This window comes from Acinetobacter gandensis (assembly GCF_001678755.1).
GTDB classification, from domain to species: domain Bacteria; phylum Pseudomonadota; class Gammaproteobacteria; order Pseudomonadales; family Moraxellaceae; genus Acinetobacter; species Acinetobacter gandensis.
This window is the reverse complement of the sequence record NZ_LZDS01000001.1, coordinates 91935-113157: the sequence shown is the minus strand read 5'-3', so window position 1 is coordinate 113157 and position 21223 is coordinate 91935. Positions and strand designations below refer to the sequence as shown.

Genomic DNA, 21223 nt, shown 5'->3' with positions numbered 1-21223 from the left:
TTTGGTTATGATAATCAAAAGGGGATTCGGAGCTGAATATGCCGCGTATCTTTATAATTTTAGCTTGTGCCACCGTGCTGGTTTTTGGTTGGATGTTTTATCAATATTCAGCCCAACAAAAAGAAGCCGCTCAATTTGATGCTTATCAAGTTGTTTTACTTGAAAAGACAGAACAGATATTTCAGCAGGCACAGAATTGGGAAAAACCGATTGAGATAGATCTGTCAGATGCTCGCTTAAAGGGTGATTATAAAGTCATGTCCGACTTTATTTTAGGCCAAATGCTGCAACGTGCTGAAGCGCGTAATCAATATATTCGTGATTTAAAAGCTCTGAACTGGGACAAATTCCTCGACATAGATCGATTGGTAAAAGATAAGAAAAACAACTACCAAGAAACCGAGCAAATGTTGCAACAGGTTCATGCTGTGGTAGATGCTTATGAGCAAAAAACGACGCAGCAAGAAGAAAATGCCTTAGAACAAGCGAAGCATTTACCCGTGAAGAACATTTTTAGGCAACAAATGACCCAAAGTTTAAGAGATAGCCGTGATAGTGATGAATCTCATGCTTTATTTGATTTGGAAAAGCAAAGTCTTGCTAAGGCAGATGAAATTTTTAAGGTGATCAAAGTACATAAATGGGAAAAGAAAAATAAGTTGTTTATGTTCTATGAAGATGAGCCATTGAAGCAGTTTAATCAGCTTTATAGCGAGATGCTGCAACTGAATACGCAAATGGATCAGATTCGACAAAAGAACAGAACGGAGTTGAAACAAAAGCTTTAGAGAATTGTCATCTAACTTTCAAATAGGTTGGCTAAAGTCATAGCAAGCAGCGTTTTGCATCATTGCCCGAGGTCAACCTACATGCGCAGCATATACGTATTTGATGATATACAGCAGGTCTATCACGATTTTCTCGCTAACCGTCAATATCCCCGTTTGGAAAGCTTAAATAATTGGGGAAAAACCGTTTTTTCTTTAGTCAATATTTCCGTATGATTGAAGATTGGTATTTAACTGAACAAATTGTCATTGAGTTCAATCATCAGTTTTATAGCCTTGATACTGGCAGTGCTCCCGATTTTATGGATCAAGAAAAATACATCGCTTGGCTAATGGAGCAACTTCAAATTCTAAGATAGTTTTAAAATTATTATTTTAAAAATAAGACTAAAAATGAGTCATGTTTCACTTGAAAATTCGGTAATTTAGATAAGCTTAATATAAGGTGGATTATGAACTTGATTTAAAGATAAGTGCTTGATTCAGACTTAAAAGCGATAAACTGATATAAAAACAATGACCATAAGGCATAATTTGTTAGTTAAATTTGCAAATTGCATACATCTATTTGAAAAAATTGTGAAAAAAATAACCTAAAATACTGTGGAAATTTTAACCCGTTTTTAAAACATTCAGCGATAACTCAGAACAAGATGAGCTGACATGCATTGATAAAACCCAAACATAAAAAGGGGTTTGAATTCAAATTTTAAAAACAGAATTAGAGAAGATTACTTTTACCCTATGAAAAATTTAGTACTGCTATGGCTCGCCATTTTTGCGGTTTCATTGGTGTCTATTGGTTATACCTATGAATTATTTATCAGCCCTGTTTGGGTGGTAAACCCATTTGCGGCTTATGGTTTAATTTTGCTGCGAAAGCATTTAAGCCATGATTTATTGATTGTAGTTTTTGGCTTCAGCGCTATTTTTGTGGCTGCACTTGTGGTCGATCATGTCAAAAGCATTGAAGATAAATTTTTATTGTGCGCGATTTCAGCACTACAAATTTGGGTGTTTGTAAAAATCTATTTGGCACTCAGTCATTTAAAAACCAATCGTTTTAAACACACCATGATGTTGACCGTACCGAGTATTGTCAGTGCATTTGCAGGAAGTTTAATCTTTGTTGCGTGCTTTCAAATGGATAATCAATATTTTGCTTTTGTCGATTATTTTCTAGAACAGTTTGCAACCAGTCTAGCTGTGGTGTGTTTACTTTTTGGTTTTAACCAATGGGCAAACGTTCCGCTCTTAGATTACGTGTACTTAGTGGTGGCATTGCTCATCCAGTACGTGATTTCAAATGATCAAATTTTTTATGCATGTATGGTGCTACCACTGCTGATGTGCTACTACGCAGTGAAATATAAACTGAAAACATTTTGTTTGCTTATCGGCTTAATGACACTGATTTGTGGATGGTATGGTGCGATGCCACTAGCAGGAGAGTATTGGTCTGATGCCCAAGTTCATATGTTGTCTCGGATCAGTTCTTATCGTTTAGCTTTGGGTATTTATCTCATTATTTTCTTATTTATATGTGAGTTATATGCACGTAATAGACGCCTGTATTTGGCACTGCAACGGGTGAGCTTTTGCGATGAATTAACAGGACTTAAAAACCGTCATGCCTCTAAAGAACAAATGGTTGCACAAGAGAGCCTTGAAAATGGTTGTATCATCTTATTGGATGTAGACAATTTTAAGAAAATAAATGATCAATATGGGCATCAAGTGGGTGATGCTGTGTTGGTGCATTTAGCTAAAATTTTAAAAAAATGTAGTCCTTATAATAGTTTTATTAGTCGCTGGGGTGGAGAGGAATTCCTAATTTTGCTTGAGGATTATGATCTAGACAAAGCACAAGATTTGTGTGAGTCGATCTTAAATGCCTGCGAAAAAAATCCATATAAGCTGGATCGTACACGTTTGGAAGTGACGTTTAGTATGGGGCTGACGACCTTTAAGCAATTAGATTTATCAAATTACTCAAGTACTTTACAGCAAGTCGATGCGTGTTTGTATCAAGCGAAAACACAAGGTAAAAACCAATTTGTGACGCATAAAATTATTCCAGCAGTTTTATAATTTGCACAAATGTATTTAGTTAAGCAAAAAAAAGATGCCATTTCGGCATCTTTTTTTAAATCAGAAATTAAGCTGATTTTTTGAACCAAGAGAAAAAGCCTTTTTTCTCAGCTTTAGCAGCTTCAGCTTTTTTCTCAGCACATTTTTTTGCGCAGTCTTTTTTCGCTTCAGCTTTTACAGCTTCAGTTTTTTCTACAGCAGCGTCTTTTGCTTCAGTTGTTTTTTCAACGACAGCATCTTTCGTAGCGACTGTTTTAGCCACAGCAACATCTTTAGTTGCAACAGCTGCATCTTTTACAGCTTCAGTTTTTGCTACAACAGTTTCTTTCGATTCCATTGTTTTAGCTACAGTCGCATCTTTAGCTGCTACTGTTTTAGCAACAGTTGCTTCTTTCGCAGTTTCAGCTTTTGCTACAACAGCTTTTTTAGCATCTACAGCTTTCGCTTTTGTAGTTTCTTTGATTGTTAAAGTTTTTGTTTCAGTTGCTTTTTCAGCGACAGCAACTTGGTTTTTAACAACATCTTTAGTTGCTTTTGCAGCTGCAACAGTAGCAGTTTTAGTTTCTACTGCTTGTGCTTTTACAGCTTCAACTACAGTAGCTGGTTTTTGTTCAACAGCTGTAGCCGCCATTGTAGAAGTTGTCGCAGCAACTAAAGCCATTGCTAAAGTAGTTTTGATTGCGTTCATAGTCATCACTCTATAAAACTTAGTTAAAATAAGGCATTGTAAATTCTATGCCTTATATTGCCGTTGTAGGTTACAACTTAGAACGCATGCTGCTTATTTGTGTGAATAATCCACTAATGTTACAAACGAATAACAGCGGGAGAACCTACAAAGGCAAGCCGTGACAAATTAAACTGTCTTTTCGACACTTATCAGGTGGAATACTTTGTTAGGCTGAAGCTAGATTGATCGCTATTTATTGATCTATATAACAAGATGAAACTGTGGAGTTAAAACAAAATGAATCAATTGATGAGTTATAAAGAACTCCCAATATGGACTCAGCAGACCATTCCGGAGGGTTTTAAACGTCAGCACAATACCAAGGCAGGGACATGGGCAAAACTGACTGTGCTTCAGGGTGAAGTGAATTTTGCCATGTTAGATGATGCTGGAAAGGTCTTGTCCGAACATGTATTTAGTCCAGCGCTGCAGCCGCCATTTATTGAACCTCAGGCGTGGCATAAAATTGTTTCTGTTAGTGATGATGTGCAATGTCAGCTGAGTTTTTATTGCCAACCACAGGATTATTTTAATAAGAAGTATCAACTCAGCCCAACGCACTCAGAAATTTTGGCAGCAGCGCCGTATTTGCAAGGTGGTCGTGCTTTGGATGTCGGTTGTGGTGAGGGACGTAACAGCCTATATTTAAATCAGCAGGGCTATCAGGTTGATGCTTGGGATGTAAATCCACTTAGTTTGCAAAATTTACATGAGATTATTACCGCAGAAAGCATTGAGCATATTGATGTACAGCAACGTGACCTCAATGCAGACCAAAGTATTACAGGTGCATATGACTTTATCTGCTGTACTGTAGTGATGATGTTTTTAGAAGCCAAGACAGTGAAGCCACTGATTCAGCAGATGCAAAAAGCCACGAATATTAATGGCTATAACCTGATTGTTTGCGCGATGGACACGTCGGATATTCCGGCACAGCCTGACTTTCCTTTTACGTTTAAAGCAGGCGAGTTAAGTGCGCTATACGAGGGCTGGAATATTGTGAAATACAATGAAAATGTCGGTGAGCTGCATCGGGTCGATGAGCAGGGTAATCGGATTAAACAGCATTTTGCAACCTTGTTGGCGCAAAAAGTTTAAGCCTAGAATTGTAGGATGTTGAGTTGAAGGGTTGGGGGATCAACTCAACATTTACTGAATAATGGAAAAATGGGAACCATTTTTGAGTTAGTCAGGCTGTATGTGTACTTAGAAAATTCAACCAATTGAATATGATCATACTCTGATTTAAGGCTGATAAATAAAGCCCAAAGCTTTTAGAGGCAATTGAATGATGTCGATTGTGAGTGTTAAAGGTAATAGTGGTAATTCTGCCATTTTTTCCTGCCCTGACTTTTTAACATAGCCACTTTGGTCTTCGTAATGCTGGATACGGATCTTATAGGGATGGCTTAAGGGCTTTAAATCTGCGGCATTCGCAACTTTTGGGTAAACCGTACCTGCAATTTCTAAATTAAACAGATGATCTTGATGTTCTGCCTTTGAACAATCACATGGTGCTACACCATATTGGTTAAATAATGCTCTTTCCGTAGGGCTTAGTGTTCCATTGGGAGGCGCATAATAAAATTTAAAGCTTCCGCTAAATTTAGTGCTGTCCGGGCTCGGAGAATTAAATTCTAGTTCTCGATGGAGACGAATATATTGTGGATTGAGTTGGCTAATCAGTTGAATAAAATCAGCACCGCCTTTATTGATCAAATAGCTGTATTTATTGCCTGCGACTACGATGCTATCGATTGGTTCATTGGGTATTGCTTTAGCGGGTTTGCCAAATGCGATCACATCATCTTCAAGGATTGTTCTCCATGCATATTTTGTTTCGTATTTTTGAAACAGATCACGGGAGAGTTCACCGATTTGATTATTTGTAACGCAAGCTGTAAGAAAAATAAAAGTGCTTAGGCAGCTCATCTTTAAGAGGTAGTGAAGTCGTTTATTTATCATTGTTATGCATATTTAAGTTTTGGTTTAGGCCTTACAATAATTCAAAAATCGCTGAAAATCGAGAATTAGCGTATTAACTTTAAAAATATGCTGAGACGTTTTTAAGGTTTGTTTAGCACGGTTTATTGCTGAAGATTTTTGAACAAAATTTATTTCACTATGAAATTTCCCTCTCCTTTTAAGGAGACTTGCGCAGAATACCGCTCAGGAAGAGGATTTATATGAAAAATTTCCCCTCACCCTCTTGTGGTGCATGCTGCTTACTTCAGAGGGAGAAGGGGCTTCTAGTATTATTCATGCGAGTTTAGTTAACAAATAAAAAACCCCGCAATAAGCGGGGTTTCTTTTATCTCAGTATTTAATTAAAAATTAAACACGTTCGATAATTGTCGCGATACCTTGACCCAAACCGATACACATCGTTGCAAGACCGATTTGTGTATCTTGCTGTTCCATAACGTTCAGCAAAGTCGTTGTAATACGCGCACCAGAACAACCCAATGGGTGACCCAATGCAATCGCACCACCGTTCAAGTTCACACGGTCTTGTTGGTCATAAATGCCTAAGCCTTTAAGAACAGACAAACCTTGTGCTGCGAACGCTTCGTTCAATTCAAACGTTTGAATATCAGCAATCGATAAGCCAGCACGTTTAAGTGCTTTTTGAGTTGCAGGTACAGGACCATAACCCATGATCGCAGCGTCACAGCCCGCAACTGCCATAGAGCGAATTACAGCACGTGGCTTAAGACCTAAAGCTTGAGCACGTTCAGCAGACATTAGCAGCATTGCAGAAGCACCGTCAGACAAAGCTGAAGATGTTGCTGCAGTTACCGTACCGCCTTTCGGATCGAATACTGGACGTAACGATTGGAACGCTTCAAGGTTTGCATCAGGACGAATCACTTCATCGATATCGCACAGGATTTTGAAACCATTTGCATCGTGACCTTCAACGCCCACGATTTCATTTTTGAAACGACCTTCTTGTGTTGCAGCCCAAGCACGGCGGTGTGATTCAACACCAAACGCATCTTGTTCTTCACGTGAAATACCGTTCATACGACCTAACATTTCAGCCGTTAAGCCCATCATGTTAGATGCTTTAGCATAGTGCTTAGACGCTTCTGGGTTGATGTCGATGCCGTGCATCATGCCAACGTGACCCATGTGCTCTACACCACCGATGATGAAAACATCACCTTGGTTAGTTGCAATTTGCGCAGCCGCTGTATGGATTGCTTGCATAGAAGAACCACAAAGACGGTTCACTGTTTGACCTGCAACAGTACGTGGTAAGTCTGCTAACAATGCAATGTTACGACCAATGTTCATACCTTGCTCTAGGGTTTGGTTTACACAGCCCCAGATTACGTCTTCAACTTCATTGGTATCAAACTGGTTACGAGCAACAAGCGCACGTACTAATTCAGCAGATAAGCTGTCAGCACGGACGTTACGGAACATACCATTTTTGGTTTTACCCATTGCTGAACGTACGCCATCAACGATGACAACGTCACGTGGATTTAAAGTAGCCATTCACGTTGCTCCTTAACCGTAGAATTTTTTATTGTTTGCAGCCATGTCACGCAACATTTGTGGCGCTTCATAAGCCTTACCTAAATACGCATATTTGTCGCAAAGCGCTACGTATTCAGCGACACCTGTTTGGTCGATGTAACGGCATGGACCACCACGGAATGGAGGGAAACCTACACCCATGATCATCGCCATATCTGCTTCAGCAGCAGTCGCTACGATGTTGTCTTCTAGGCAACGAACAGTTTCGTTACAGAACGTCAGCATCATACGGTCAATGATTTCTTGCGCATCAAATTCACGTTTTTCCGCAGTTGCAACAGATGCAATAAGTTCATAAGCCGTTGGGTCAACCACTTTGGCTTTCTTACCTTTACGGTCAAGTTCGTATTTGTAGAAACCAACGTCATTCTTTTGACCAAGACGTTTGTTTTCGTACATGGTTAAAGTTGCGCCTTTATAGTCTGGCTTCATGCGGTCAGGGAAACCTTCCGCCATAACTTCTGCACCGTGTACGCCTGTGTCGATACCCACAACGTCGATGAGGTAAGCAGGACCCATAGGCCAGCCGAATTTTTCCATCACTTTATCAACTTGCTGGAAGTCAGCACCGTCTTTCAGTAGAAGGTCAAATGCACCGAAGTAAGGGAACAGTACGCGGTTTACAAGGAAGCCCGGGCAGTCATTTACCACGATTGGCGTTTTACCCATTTTCTGAGCAAGAACCACAGTCGTTGCGATTGCCTCAGCAGATGTTTTCTCACCACGGATCACTTCAACCAATGGCATCATGTGAACTGGGTTAAAGAAGTGCATACCGACAAAGTTTTCAGGACGTTGTAGGTTTTCAGCCAAACGTGTGATTGAAATTGTTGAAGTGTTTGAAGCAATGATCGTGTTGTCACGAACGTTCTTCTCAGTTTCAGCAAGTACGATACCTTTTACTTTCGGGTTCTCTGTTACTGCTTCAATCACGATGTCCACTTCTTTAAACTCGTCATAGCTTAAAGTCGGACGGATGCGCGCAAGAGTTTCACCCATTTGAGCAGGCTTCATTTTCTTACGGTCAACTTGTTTGGTCAGTAAGCCATTGGCTTCTTTCATACCTAAAGCAAGTTGTGGGTTACCAATGTCTTTCATGATGATTGGTGTGCCTTTGCTTGCCGCTTGGTAAGCAATACCACCACCCATGATACCCGCGCCTAGTACAGCGGCTTGGTTGACAGGGTGAGCACCTTTTTCATATTTCTTCGAAGTTTTCTTCACAATTTGGTCGTTAAGGAATAAACCAATTAACGCACCAGCTTGTGGAGTTACCGCAGCTTTAGCAAAACCTTGCGCTTCGATTTTCAATGCTTCATCACGTGGAAGGCTTGCACCTGCTTGTAATGAGTCTAGAAGAAGTTTTGGTGCAGGGTATTGCGCCGGGTTTGCTTTAGCAAGAACTGCACCTTTCGCTGTATTGAATGCCATCATTTGTTCAAGCATGTTCAATTTAACAGGATCCAATTTTTCTTGGCGTTTTGCTTTCCAGTCTAGACGGCCAGCAATTGCTTGTTTCACAAGGTCAATTGCAGCGTCTTGTAGTTTGTCTGCAGTAACAACCGCATCAACTGCACCGTCTTTGAGCGCAGCAGCAGGTTTCTTTGGATTAGCCATTGCCATCCATTCAACCGCATTGTCGATACCAATCACGCGGCTTAAACGAACCGTACCACCAAAACCTGGGTAGATACCAAGTTTGATTTCTGGAAGGCCAACTTGTGCAGCTTCTGACATCACACGATAGTCACACACTAAACACATTTCAAAACCGCCGCCCAATGCCATACCATTGATTGCAGCAACCTTAGGAACGTTTAAATCTTCAAACGCATTGAAGATGTCGTGAACAGGCAATGCCCAATCCACAATCGCTTGTTCGCCTTGAGCGAAGTTCGCACCAAATTCAGTGATGTCTGCACCAACGATAAATGTAGATTTACCTGAAGTTACGATTAAACCTTTGATATCACCGTTTGCTTTAACAGCGTCAATCGCAGCTTTAAAATCTTCAATGGTTGCGCGGTTAAATTTGTTGACCGACTCACCTTGTAAGTCAAAGCGGAATTCTGCAATTCCGTCCGAAAGCATTTGGACGGTAATGGCATTGCCAGCGTGGATCATGCCTGATCTCCTTTATTTTGGAGGACTTCTAAGTTGATGTTGTGAAGCGAGTACGCGCTTCCTGCGTACACTTTTTGCCTCGCTAATCTTACGATAACTATATCCAAAAAGAATATAACAAGTTGTATCAAGCCGTGACGCTAGGGTCATCAATTTTTCGTTTTGAAAACTGATTGTTATAAGTCTTTTTAGTGCGCGTTCTAATAAAATGTGCTGAAGCTTATGTTTCAATTCACATTTTATTTCGAAAACTATTTTTTATATTGGGTAAATCAGCTAAAAATCAAGAAAATGCAAGGATAATTTTTGGCAGAATGGTCAATCGCTCAGTTGTTTCAAGGTATGACTTTGTGCAACACAGTGTTCTATGGCGCATATTTAAGCGAAAATAATCGCTATGTTACAATGTCCTGGTTTTTAAAATTCTTTTCTTGATTTAAGCATTTTGCTTCAACGCTCCAGGTCCTTGTATGATTAAGTGGATTATCCTGGCGGTCTTTGTCATTTCTGCTTTTTATATTCAGCAGCGCGGTAAGGTTCGTCATTCCTTTTATCGTCAGTTCTTTGATCACTCGACGCTACTCGCACCGATTAATTTTCTGATGTACATGTTTTCCAAAGTACCCAATCAACCTTATATCGAAACACAACACTTTAAAGATTTAAAAGTGTTGGATGAACATTGGGAAATGATTCGTGATGAAGCGAAAGCATTGTATGAACAGGGTGGGATTAAAGCTTCAAGCAGTTATGATGATTTAGGCTTTAACTCATTTTTTAAGACGGGGTGGAAGCGATTTTATTTAAAGTGGTATGACTCCGCACATCCATCAGCGGCGGAGCTTTGCCCGAAAACCACGGCTTTACTCAAAACATTACCTTCGATTAAAGCGGCAATGTTTACTGAGTTGGCGCCCGATAGTCGTTTGGTTCGCCATCGTGACCCTTATGCGGGTTCATTACGTTATCATTTGGGGCTATTAACGCCGAATGATGATCGCTGTTTTATTGATGTCGATGGACAACGTTACTCATGGCGTGATGGTGAAAGTGTGGTATTTGATGAGACTTATATTCACTATGCAGAAAATAAAACTGAAGAAAATCGTATTATTTTCTTTGCCGATGTAGAGCGCCCTTTAACATCTAAATGGATGGAACGTTTTAATCATTGGTTTGGTAAAAATGTGATGACTGCGGCGAGTTCACCTAATGAAAGTGGTGATCAAACGGGTGGCTTAAACAAGGTCTTTGGCTATGTCTATCAGCTTCGAATTAAAGCCAAAGCACTGAAAAAAACCAATCGCTCAATGTACTATTTCCTAAAATGGTTCTTGATGCTAAGTATTTTCTTCCTTATTTTTGTTCGCCCATATTTATTTTAAAAGTGTAATAAATATTTAAAAAATGCGCCCTTAGGGGCGTTTTTTTATGCTGACAGCATGCAAAATATCGGTTATCGTGAATGCAGAATAAAAAAAATAAAATGTTTAATGAGAGCTAGAACAGCGTGCTAAGGACATAGGCGTATTGTCGCGTTTTACTATTCGGAGATGCATTGCGACTTCAAGGAAAACAATACAGTTCGGTCAAAATTTAAAGAACAACCACAATATCGCTTGATGACAAATAGAGCAGAATTTTTCAATAAAGATGCAGTATTTGTCTATACATCACATATGGTCATTGACCCTCATATGATGAGCATACTCTGGTTTGGGGATAGGGTAATCTAAGATGAAAGCGACAAATCAGACCTTAATGCATCAAATGCATATTTCGATGCAGGATATTGAACGGCGTAAACAATTACTCGGATTGACGGATCAGGAACTCGCAGCACTGGCTTCAATTGGTGGCATTGTCGCGCCCATTTTAGACACCATGGTCGATGAATTTTATGAAAATCAGACCTCAATTCCTGAAATTGCCACGTTGATTGGTGATTTAGATACCTTAAAGCGACTGCAACGCGCGCAGCATCAATATTTATTGGATTTATTTTCTGGGCGTTATGACAGTGCTTATGTGAATAACCGCTTACGCATTGGCTTGGTGCATAAACGCATTGGAGTTGAGCCTAAGCTGTATTTGTCGGCTGTACATACTTTAAAAACTATGCTGTTTAGTTTGATACGACGCACTTTTAATGATGTGGAACAGTGCCATGGCATTGTGAATACCTTAGAAAAACTATTCATGTTCGATACCACATTGGTGGTTGAAACCTATGTCTGGAGTCTAATTAGTGAGGTGAAGGTTTCACGTGAAAAAATGGAACAATATGCGCATACACTTGAGTTCCGTGCACAAGAAATGGAGGAGCTTTCTCAACGTGATCCGTTGACAGGATTACTGAATGTTCGACATCTATCTTCCATGCTCACCAGTATTTTATATACCGCACAGCGAAATCTAGATCCAGTTACTGTAGTGTTTATCGACATCAATGATTTTAAGAAAATTAATGATGAGCAAGGGCACCCTAAAGGCGATCAAGTTTTACAAACGGTCGCTGAGGCGATTAAGTCAGTCGCGCGGTTAGATGATCATTGTTTTCGCTATGGTGGGGACGAATTTTGTTTGGTGTTACCGGGGTGTACTGAACTGCATGTGCAAAGTAGTTTTATTCCGCGATTACTTGAAACCGTGGAAGAAATGGAAAGTGGCTTGAGTTTGAGTATTGGTGTGCGCCAGACGGATCATATTAGTGGCTATATTGATGCCATGACGTTGGTGCAACAGGCAGATGCCGAAATGTATTTGGTCAAGAAGCAATACAAAGCCAGTCAAGGTGAGGTGTCATAAGCAGCCACAGGCTCTTAACGCTATACTGGAAAAATGATGCTTTAATCAATGCGGAATGAGTGAAAAAATATTCTCTCGCATCCATGCGCTTGGCTAAATCTTGTATAGAATAAAAGCAGCTTATGAGGGGGTAAGATGCAAGTATTTCATTCTAAAAAAGATTGGTGGGTAGTCGCATTTATTATTTGTATGAGTGGTTTACTCATCCAGTTATTACTCACCATGCAAGCTAAAGGCACGATGCAGCAATATCCTATGCATAGCGCAGTGTATATTTTGACGGTGCTACTGCTTTGGTGGCCCTTCAATACGCGTTATCAGATTTCTGCGGAACAGCTGAATATTCGCAGTATGTTTGTAGGTTGGCAGATTCCATTACAGAATATCCAGCGAATTAGCCCAAGTCAGGATTTATCGGCAGCACCTGCGCTTTCCATTAAACGTTTAAAAATTGAATATGTACAAGATGGCAAAACCAAATTTGTCATGGTTTCACCAAAAGATCCGCAAGCTTTTGCTAAAGCGATTGGTGTTCCAATCCAATAAATATAAGAATGCAGAATAAAGACATGTGAGCATGCCTTTTAAAGACAAGTGAATTATTTAAGAATAACCAATTGTCCAAGTTGTGCATCTAGGTGTATTTCAGTTTGTTCGGGATAATTCAAAAAATATACAGCCAAAATGGGCTCAAGTTCGACTCGAATTTTTCGTGCTAGATGGCGCGCACCGTAACGAATATCGTGGTTTTGATAAAAATGTGCTTTTGCAGCATCCGTAAGCTGAATGCTACGTTTTTGATGTTGTAGGCGTTGATTAAGTTTTTCCAATTCAATTTCCACCAGTTTCGGCAGTGCATCATCTTGCACAGGTTGATATTGCAACACACGATCAATACGATTAATAAATTCAGGGTCAAATTTACGCTGCATGACTTTTTTAATAATGCTGCTGACAGGCACACGTTTCAGACAAACCTTTTGAATTTTTTCGGGTAAAAAATTCAGCTTATCTAAATATTGCTGTGCTGCTTGTGCGCCGACATTGCTGGTCATAAAGATCATACAATTACGAAAGTCGATGGTTTTGGTGCCGGATGTCAGGGTTAATTTGCCACTGTCCAATACATTCATTAAGCCACGCAAAACTTCGGTTGAGGCTTTTTCCAATTCATCAAATAAAACAATACCCGGGCGTGTGTGGCTGCCGGCAATCGCTGTTTCATCAAACAGACTATGACCTTCTTTTGAACCGACATAACCCGGAGGCGCACCAGTAATTGCAGCGGCATAATGTTCTTGAGCAAGGGTATTCATATCAATGCGGCAAAAAGCATCGGGGCGACCATAGATGACTTCACTGATCAAGCGCACGGTTTCAGTTTTGCCAACACCAGTTGGGCCGAGCATTAAGGTGACAGAAAGTGGACGCTCAGGACTAGAAAAATCTGCTTTAACTACATGCAGCATTTTTTCAATTTCATTTAACGCATCCTCTTGACCGATAATGCGCTGTTTTAACAGTTGCATAACCTCAAGCGGTTCAAAATGAAAACGAGGCTTCCCCATCAAACGTTTTTTTTCGGCATTACTTAAGGTCGAAGTCGTCGGTTTTACCACATGAATGGCGGGATTAGCATTCGTCATGCATTATGTTCCTATGGTGGGATGTTCTGAGCATAGCAAAATTAGAATTTTCCATTAATAGCTTTTAGCAATCAGATCATTGCTGCCAACAAGAATAAATTCATTTGATTGCTTGAAAATACAAGGCAAAGCATCACATCATGTCAGTACAGCGCTAAATAGCATGGGATAACATTCTGAGTGAACGAAAACGCACGCGAACATATCGAAAAGATTCTAGCCAACATGACCACCTTGCCCGGCGTATATCGCATGCTCGGCAAAGAGGGTGAACTACTATATGTCGGTAAAGCTAAAAATTTAAAAAATCGCGTGTCGAGTTATTTTGTTAAAACCATCGAGCATCCCAAAACACAGGCTTTGGTTGCCCGTATTTATGACATTGAAACGCTAGTGGTGCGTTCCGAAACTGAAGCACTGTTACTGGAACAAAACCTGATTAAGCTGCATCGTCCGCCGTATAACATCATGCTGCGTGATGATAAGTCTTATGTTTATATTTTTATCTCTGCCGATAAGCCCTATCCACGCATTGCCGCAGGACGTGGGAAAGGTAAGCATCAAGCTGGTAAGTTTTTTGGACCTTATCCGAGTGCCTATAACGCACGGGATACCTTGGTGGTATTACAAAAACTTTTTAATGTACGCCAATGTGAAAATAGCTATTTTTCTCAGCGCAAACGACCGTGCCTGCAATACCAAATTAAACGCTGTTCTGCGCCATGTGTTGGTTTGATTTCACCCGAAGATTATAAAGAGGATGTCAATAACTCGATTCGCTTCTTGCAAGGAGACACCAAAGAACTCAACCAAGAGTTGATTGCCAAAATGGAAGCGGCGGCCGAAGCACTCGAGTTTGAAAAAGCCGTATTTTACCGTGACCGAATGGCGCTACTACGTGATGTGCAAACCCAACAGGCGATTTATAAGGTTAAAGGTGAAGCCGATATTATTGCGATTGCTTATCAAGCAGGGGTGACCTGTGTGCAGATTATGCATGTACGCAATGGTAAAATGCTGGGTGGGAAAAGCTATTTCCCTGATATGCAGGGCGATGACTTAGGACAAATGCTATCAGACTTTATTGCTAATTTTTACTTTCAGGTGGCAGATGAAATTCCTGCTGAGTTGATTGTTAATGTAGAGATTCCAGACCGCAAAGACATGGAAGATGCACTACATCAGCACTTTGATAAAAAAATTCAAATCAAACATAAGGTGCGAGAAACCCGTGCCGAATGGCAAGAGCTTGCACAAATGAATGTGCAGCACGCCATTAAAGGCAAACTGGCTGATCATTTTGAATTGAATGAACGTTTTCATCAACTGGAACAAGTGGTTGGTCGTCCGATAGATCGTATTGAATGTTTTGATATTTCCCACACAATGGGGGAGGCAACGATAGCCTCCTGCGTGGTCTTTGATGCAGGTGGTGCACGTAAACGTGATTATCGGCAATTTGCCATCAATGACATTACTGAAGGCGATGACTATGCTGCAATGCGTCAGGCGCTGACTCGTCGTTATAAAAAGAACATGTTACCTGATTTGTTGCTGATTGATGGTGGTAAAGGTCAGTTACACATGGCGATGGAAGTCATGCAAGAACTGCAGTTAGATGCCTTTATAGTCGGGGTGTCGAAAGGAGAAGGACGTAAACCTGGTTTAGAGACTTTACACTTTACCGATGGTGAAAAAATCCAGTTACCTGAAGACCATAAAGCGCTGCATTTAATTCAACAAGTGCGTGATGAAGCCCATCGCTTTGCCATTACTAAACATCGAGCGAAACGTGATAAAAAGCGAGGCTCTTCGGTGCTTGAAGCCATTCCTGGACTGGGACCAAAGCGTCGCCGAGATTTACTGACACACTTTGGTGGGATTCAGGGGGTACTCAAAGCTTCGGAAAATGATTTGAAATTGGTGCCGGGATTAGGTGATGTAATGGCAAGAACCATTTATAAAATCCTGCACGAATAAGACTTTTTGATATTTTTAAGCATGATAAGTTGCATGTATTTGCCAAAATGTACATTGACGCATGGGTCACTGATCATTCACATCAATTGAGTTTTAGACAATGATATAAAATTCAAAAAAGATCAGGGATGGATATGTCACTTACAGCGTTATATCAACATATAGAACAGCATGAATGGGTGGATATTCCAGAAGGTTGGTTGCAAGGCAGAACCATCTATGGTGGTTTAGTTGCAGGCATGATGATGCAAAAGGCCTTGATAACTCTAGCTGATACGGGGCGTCGTCTACTCAGTTGTAATGTGACATTTGTAGGCCCTGTTCAATTGGCACCTGTCCGCTTAGCTGCGGAAATTTTAAGACAGGGCAAGTCAGTGACCACCATTGAAGTCCGTCTTTGGCAAGATGATGCAGTGCAAAGTATTCTATTGGTGAGCTTTGGTGTTCCACGTGAATCCTCGATTGTTGTTAATCAAGAGCGTATCGCACCGACTTTTCCAGAAGTAGAAACACTCAAAATTGCAGAACATCATCCACTGGCACCGCAATGCTTTCAGCAAATGGATTTGGCCTGGGTTGATGGGCAATATCCATGTACAGCCAGTCGTAAGCCCGACTTCAGTGGTTGGATGCGATTCAATCCCCTCAAACATGAAAATCGGAAGATGACTGAGGCTGATCTATTGGTCTCGATGGATATGTGGCCGCCTGGCGTGTTACCCATGTTTAAAACCATGGCACCAGCGAGCTCACTGACCTGGACTTTAACCTATGTACATCCATTACAATCGAATGTGCATAACTGGTTTAAATATAAAGTATTTACAGACTATGCAGCAGATGGTTATGCAACAGAATATGCGCATTTATGGGATGATCAGGATCGGTTAATTGCAATTGCACGGCAGACGGTTACAGTGTTTGCCTAGTGACACTGCTAGGCATTTCGTATAAAGTGAGTGCAACTAACGATGGATAAATCCTCAAATTATTCTGCATTTACATCGTGCATGAGGGGAAAACTGGGGTGTCTATGACAACAGGTCGAATCCTGAATATTCCTAATATTTTAACACTGGCACGAATTGCTTTAATTCCTGTATTTTTGCTTGTGGCTTATTGGCCACCTGCAATGGGTGTGGGTGAGCATGTTGCAAGTATGTCACGTCATATTTTGTTGACGTCGATTTTTGTTATTGCTGCTGTGACGGATTGGTTTGATGGTTATTTAGCACGATCATTAAATCAAACCTCTGCATTCGGGCGTTTTTTAGATCCTGTAGCAGATAAATTGATGGTTGCGGCGGCATTGATCGTCTTGGTGCAATGGCAGCCGACCATTTCTATGGCATTTGCTGCAATTGTCATTATCTCACGTGAAATTACAGTTTCGGCACTACGCGAATGGATGGCTGAACTGGGTGCACGTACTAGCGTTGCAGTGTCTACTGTCGGTAAATACAAAACAGCATTTCAAATGATTGCAATTTCAGTCTTCTTATTGAATTGGCAACCACTTGAAATGTTGGCGTATGGATTACTGTATACCGCAGTCGTATTAACATTATGGTCGATGTTTATTTATTTAAAAGCCGCATGGCCCTATTTAAAACAGCCTTAAACTGACGATTACAGTTGAAAAGCTCCTTTCATAAGGGGCTTTTTTATGGCCAACTATTTGAGTTAACTAAATTTTGTGTTTTTAAAAATTATAAAGTGAAGACAGGAATGAACAGATGAAGCCAAAAATTCTTTTATGTGATTAGATCATTATTAAAATTGGCAAATTTTGGATAAAAAAATTCCCAGACTTTGGGGGAAGACTGGGAAGGAAATCGGGGTTACTTATCGCTATTATTGAAGATGTTTCCATCTCCTTGATTTGTATTATAGGAAAGTGATTTAAAAAAAGCATGTAGGTTCTTGTAGTGTAATGTTGTGTTTTATTGAGAAATGTATCACAGATTTACAAACTTAATTTTTGATACAACTTATAGGCTAACTTTGGTGTAATCTGCCTTTTGAAAGCCAGTTAAATGTGTTAATTGAACCCTAGAAAATCGAAATATTTTAATTTTTTATAATATATTGAATGATTTAATTTGAAATAAAATTGACTACGTAATAAAAACTTTTTGTGCTGTAAAATATTTTAGCTCATAATTTTTACCACTATTCTCTATGGTTTAAATAAAAAAATAAGCAATATTTTTCGTTTAGTTCTGCTTTTGGTTTTAGCTTAGATCAAGATAAAAAGCGGCCTTTTAGACCCTGTGATGTGGTTGTAAATTACGCTTCCGCTTTCTTTTAGCCTAGTGTACTAATGCTTCTAAAATAAAAAAAGAGACTCCATAGAGTCTCTTTTTTTATTCAAGCCTATGCACATCTTCGAGGTTTGTATTGCGAAAGAGCGGGGCAGTGCTTCTTAAAATAAAAAGGGAACCCAGAATGAGTTCCCATTTTGACAATTAGAACTACGCGCTTCGCTTGTCTTGCAGAAAAATAAGGCAGCGCCTTTTTTTCACTCGAAGCATAGCTTCTCGTCTTGCAGCGTGGCGGAGCAGTGCTCCGCTTTATCACGCTTCAGGCTTGAGCCCTTCGGCTTTTTCAAGAGACTCATCATTGCTGAAGAATTTTTCACGCTGTTCTTCAAGAAACTTTTTTGCATCTGGTTCAAACACATTTAAACGCTTTTCATTGATTAACGTTGTTTGGTGTTTTAACCATTCTTGCCAAGCTTGCTTTGACACGCTGTCAAACAATTCTTGACCCTTTGCACCGGGGAATGGTGCAAAGTCTAAACCTTCCATTTCAGCCTGATATTTACGGCAAAAAACTTGTCGAGACATATCAATACTCCATTTAACTTGAACAGTTATGCGTAAAGTTTTTCTAAACGAGCGTGTGCACGTTCAATCGCAGCTTCAACTTGAGCCGGTGCCGTACCACCAATGTGGTTACGGGCATTGACTGATGCTTCCAAAGTTAATGCTTTTTCAAATACATCCGCTTGAATCAAGTCAGAGAATTGCTGAAGTTGCTCAAGTGTTAATTCAGATAAGTCTTTACCTTCTTGAACACCTAGTGCAACGGCTTTACCTACAATTTCATGTGCATCACGGAATGCAACGCCATTTTTAACTAAGTAGTCAGCAAGATCAGTTGCTGTAGAGAAACCACGAAGTGCTGCTTCGCGCATGATTTCAATGTTTGGTACTAATGCTGGGATCATATCCGCAAAGGCCATCAATGAACCACGAACGGTATCAATCGCATCAAACAACGGTTCTTTGTCTTCTTGGTTATCTTTGTTATAAGCCAATGGTTGACCTTTCATGAGGGTCAATAGGCTCATCAAATCACCATAAACACGGCCAGTTTTACCACGAATTAACTCAGGAACATCAGGGTTTTTCTTCTGTGGCATGATTGAAGAGCCTGTACAGAAACGGTCTGGAATGTTCACGAATTTGAACTGAGCAGATGTCCATAGGATCATTTCTTCAGACATACGTGACAAATGCATCATGATTAAAGATGCCGCAGCGTTGAACTCAATACCGAAGTCACGGTCAGACACTGCATCTAGCGAGTTTTCAGCAACCGCTTCAAAACCTAATAATTCAGCAGTATATGCACGGTCGATTGGGTAAGTCGTACCTGCAAGTGCAGCAGAACCTAATGGCATACGGTTAGCACGCTTACGACAGTCAATTAAGCGCTCTGAGTCACGTACCAACATTTCAAACCAAGCCATTAAATGGTGGCCGAAAGTCACAGGTTGTGCGGTTTGCAAGTGAGTAAAGCCAGGCATAATGGTATTGGTGTTTTTAGCAGCGAGACCCAAAATACCTTTTTGCAATTTTTGTAACAAACCTAAAATGGCATCAATTTCATCACGTACATATAAACGGATATCAGTTGCAACTTGGTCATTACGACTGCGGCCAGTATGAAGTTTTTTACCCGCAATACCAATACGTTGAGTCAAACGAGACTCAATGTTCATGTGCACATCTTCAAGATCAATGCGCCATTCGAAGTTACCCGCTTCAATTTCAGCTTGAATGGTGTTCAAACCATTCACGATGTCTTCGCGTTCTTGCTCGGTTAATACGCCTACTTTTGCAAGCATGGTTGCATGTGCAATTGAACCTGCAATATCTTGTTTATAAAAGCGTTGGTCAAATTGTACAGATGCTGTAAATTCAGCAACAAAAGCGTCAGTAGCTTCAGAAAAACGACCGCCCCACATGCCTGAAGTTTGGGCTTGTGACGGATTTGAGGAATTAGAAGATGTGGTCATGTCGGCTCAATAAGATAAAAAGCAGTAGAACTAAAAACAGTATAGCAAATTCGAGCTCTGTTGCCGCAGTCAAGCGACATCTATCTTCGACTTCTTCAAATAGGCTTGATCCGGCATCGTATTTTTTTAGCAGAATGGGGCGTTGGCAGCATCTTCTGGAGTTATTTGCAGCAGGTAATATATTAGGCTTGGTGTTGGCTTTAGCACAGGCGCAATCATGGCAGGCTTTGAGCTTAAATTCTGTTTTACAACATATTCTATTTATTAACTGGATACTTCTTGCCTTTGCGGCTTTTGTAGATCTCTGGAAAGATCGATTTAGTCAAATGGGTATTAAAATGGCTTTGCTGTGTGGTTTTAGTTTGCTACAAGCTTTGGTCTTTCTCACGACAGTCGCTTTAAATATCTTGCTGCACTTTGGTACAAATATGAGTCTTTCAGACCTTAATTTGGCTACGGCGACGCAAAATTTGGTTTTGCATTTAAGTTATGGTGTATTGCTTGGCGCATTTTGTTTTCGTTATTTATATTTAAGAGAACAGTGGGGGCGTCAACAACATAGCGAGTTAAATTCGCGTATACAGGCCATGCAGGCACGTATTCATCCACATTTTTTATTTAATAGTTTAAATAGTGTCATTAGTTTAATCGCAATTGATCCGGATAAAGCAGAGCAAATGCTATTAAATCTGTCTCGATTATTTCGAGCCAGTTTTCAAGAGTTAAAGTTGGTGAGTTTGCAAGAGGAAATAGACTTATGTCAGCGCTATTTGGCGATTGAACAGATGCGATTGGGAGATCGTTTAAATGTTGAATGGAAATTACAGCCGTCAGATCGATACTCAAGCGTACAAATTCCACTATTAACTTTACAACCTTTGCTAGAAAATAGTATTTTTCATGGAGTTGAAAAAATTCTGACAAAGAGTACGATAAGTATATTGATTGAAATCTTACAAAATCAAATAAATATCGTTATTACAAATCCTTATACACAGGATAAAATAAATTTACGTCAGGGGAATGGTATTGCAATTGAAAATGTGAAGCAGCGACTTGAGGCATACTATGGTCAAAGCGTCATCTTTCAAACCAATGCAGGCGAAGGAATGTATACGACTGTGGTGCAATATCGATATAAGTAGAAAATTACAGTTAATCTATAAAAACAACTGATGTTAACTGTATAAAGGAGGAG

General features: G+C 40.1%; 17 protein-coding genes and 1 pseudogene. 11 read left to right on the top strand and 7 right to left on the bottom strand.

From position 1 onward, the window contains the following. The first annotated feature begins 38 nt into the window (after positions 1-38). The 3 genes and pseudogenes from A9J31_RS00510 (at position 39) to A9J31_RS00500 (ending at position 2879) form a co-directional block, all read left to right on the top strand. A complete protein-coding gene (locus A9J31_RS00510) occupies positions 39-788 on the top strand; it encodes a hypothetical protein (protein WP_067761451.1) in 750 nt (249 codons plus the stop codon). Positions 789-869: 81 nt separating this feature from the next. Beyond that, positions 870-1147, top strand: a pseudogene (locus tag A9J31_RS00505) (hypothetical protein). Between the two features lie 385 nt (positions 1148-1532). Further along, entirely contained in the window at positions 1533-2879 is a 1347-nt protein-coding gene (locus tag A9J31_RS00500) for a GGDEF domain-containing protein (protein ID WP_067761448.1), read from the top strand. 67 nt (positions 2880-2946) lie between these two features. Here A9J31_RS00500 and A9J31_RS00495 read toward each other — a convergent pair whose 3' ends face one another. After that, on the bottom strand, positions 2947-3567 hold the full coding sequence (locus A9J31_RS00495) for a hypothetical protein (protein WP_067761445.1): 621 nt from the start codon (positions 3565-3567) through the stop codon (positions 2947-2949). A gap of 279 nt (positions 3568-3846) precedes the next feature. Between A9J31_RS00495 and tehB the strand changes: the two genes are divergently transcribed. Continuing rightward, entirely contained in the window at positions 3847-4710 is an 864-nt protein-coding gene (tehB, locus tag A9J31_RS00490; RefSeq protein WP_067761442.1) for an SAM-dependent methyltransferase TehB, read from the top strand. Between the two features lie 147 nt (positions 4711-4857). On the opposite strand, the gene A9J31_RS00485 is transcribed toward tehB, so the two are convergent. From A9J31_RS00485 to fadB, 3 genes are all read right to left on the bottom strand, one after another. Beyond that, on the bottom strand, positions 4858-5577 hold the full coding sequence (locus tag A9J31_RS00485; protein WP_067761439.1) for a YidX family protein: 720 nt from the start codon (positions 5575-5577) through the stop codon (positions 4858-4860). A 369-nt stretch (positions 5578-5946) separates the two neighbouring features. Further along, entirely contained in the window at positions 5947-7119 is a 1173-nt protein-coding gene (gene fadA, locus A9J31_RS00480; protein WP_067761436.1) for an acetyl-CoA C-acyltransferase FadA, read from the bottom strand. Between the two features lie 12 nt (positions 7120-7131). Beyond that, positions 7132-9285 (bottom strand): fatty acid oxidation complex subunit alpha FadB, encoded by a 2154-nt coding sequence (gene fadB / locus A9J31_RS00475; RefSeq protein ID WP_067761433.1) that lies wholly within the window; start codon positions 9283-9285, stop codon positions 7132-7134. Between the two features lie 470 nt (positions 9286-9755). On the opposite strand from fadB, the gene lpxO reads away from it, so the two are divergent. From lpxO to A9J31_RS00455, 3 genes are all read left to right on the top strand, one after another. Continuing rightward, positions 9756-10670, top strand: coding sequence for a lipid A hydroxylase LpxO (lpxO, locus tag A9J31_RS00470; protein WP_067761430.1), 915 nt, complete (start codon positions 9756-9758; stop codon positions 10668-10670). Positions 10671-11022: 352 nt separating this feature from the next. Continuing rightward, positions 11023-12093 carry a protoglobin domain-containing protein gene (locus A9J31_RS00460; RefSeq protein WP_067761424.1) on the top strand — a complete coding sequence of 357 codons (1071 nt, stop codon included), beginning with the start codon at positions 11023-11025 and terminating at the stop codon, positions 12091-12093. A gap of 135 nt (positions 12094-12228) precedes the next feature. Continuing rightward, on the top strand, positions 12229-12639 hold the full coding sequence (locus A9J31_RS00455; protein ID WP_067761421.1) for a PH domain-containing protein: 411 nt from the start codon (positions 12229-12231) through the stop codon (positions 12637-12639). Positions 12640-12692: 53 nt separating this feature from the next. On the opposite strand, the gene A9J31_RS00450 is transcribed toward A9J31_RS00455, so the two are convergent. After that, on the bottom strand, positions 12693-13739 hold the full coding sequence (locus A9J31_RS00450) for an AAA family ATPase (protein ID WP_067761418.1): 1047 nt from the start codon (positions 13737-13739) through the stop codon (positions 12693-12695). 180 nt (positions 13740-13919) lie between these two features. Between A9J31_RS00450 and uvrC the strand changes: the two genes are divergently transcribed. From uvrC to pgsA, 3 genes are all read left to right on the top strand, one after another. Further along, positions 13920-15719, top strand: a complete 1800-nt coding sequence (gene uvrC / locus A9J31_RS00445; protein WP_067761415.1) for an excinuclease ABC subunit UvrC — start codon at positions 13920-13922, stop codon at positions 15717-15719. 134 nt (positions 15720-15853) lie between these two features. Beyond that, on the top strand, positions 15854-16648 hold the full coding sequence (locus tag A9J31_RS00440) for a thioesterase family protein (RefSeq protein ID WP_067761412.1): 795 nt from the start codon (positions 15854-15856) through the stop codon (positions 16646-16648). Positions 16649-16752: 104 nt separating this feature from the next. After that, positions 16753-17340 carry a CDP-diacylglycerol--glycerol-3-phosphate 3-phosphatidyltransferase gene (gene pgsA / locus A9J31_RS00435; protein WP_067761409.1) on the top strand — a complete coding sequence of 196 codons (588 nt, stop codon included), beginning with the start codon at positions 16753-16755 and terminating at the stop codon, positions 17338-17340. Between the two features lie 955 nt (positions 17341-18295). On the opposite strand, the gene A9J31_RS00430 is transcribed toward pgsA, so the two are convergent. Both A9J31_RS00430 and argH read right to left on the bottom strand, forming a co-directional pair. Then, positions 18296-18568 (bottom strand): oxidative damage protection protein, encoded by a 273-nt coding sequence (locus A9J31_RS00430; protein WP_067761406.1) that lies wholly within the window; start codon positions 18566-18568, stop codon positions 18296-18298. Positions 18569-18594: 26 nt separating this feature from the next. Then, positions 18595-20025, bottom strand: a complete 1431-nt coding sequence (gene argH / locus A9J31_RS00425) for an argininosuccinate lyase (RefSeq protein WP_171256639.1) — start codon at positions 20023-20025, stop codon at positions 18595-18597. Here argH and A9J31_RS00420 point away from each other — a divergent pair. Next, entirely contained in the window at positions 20016-21170 is a 1155-nt protein-coding gene (locus tag A9J31_RS00420; protein WP_067761400.1) for a sensor histidine kinase, read from the top strand. The genes argH and A9J31_RS00420 overlap by 10 nt on opposite strands. The last annotated feature ends 53 nt before the right edge of the window (positions 21171-21223 follow it).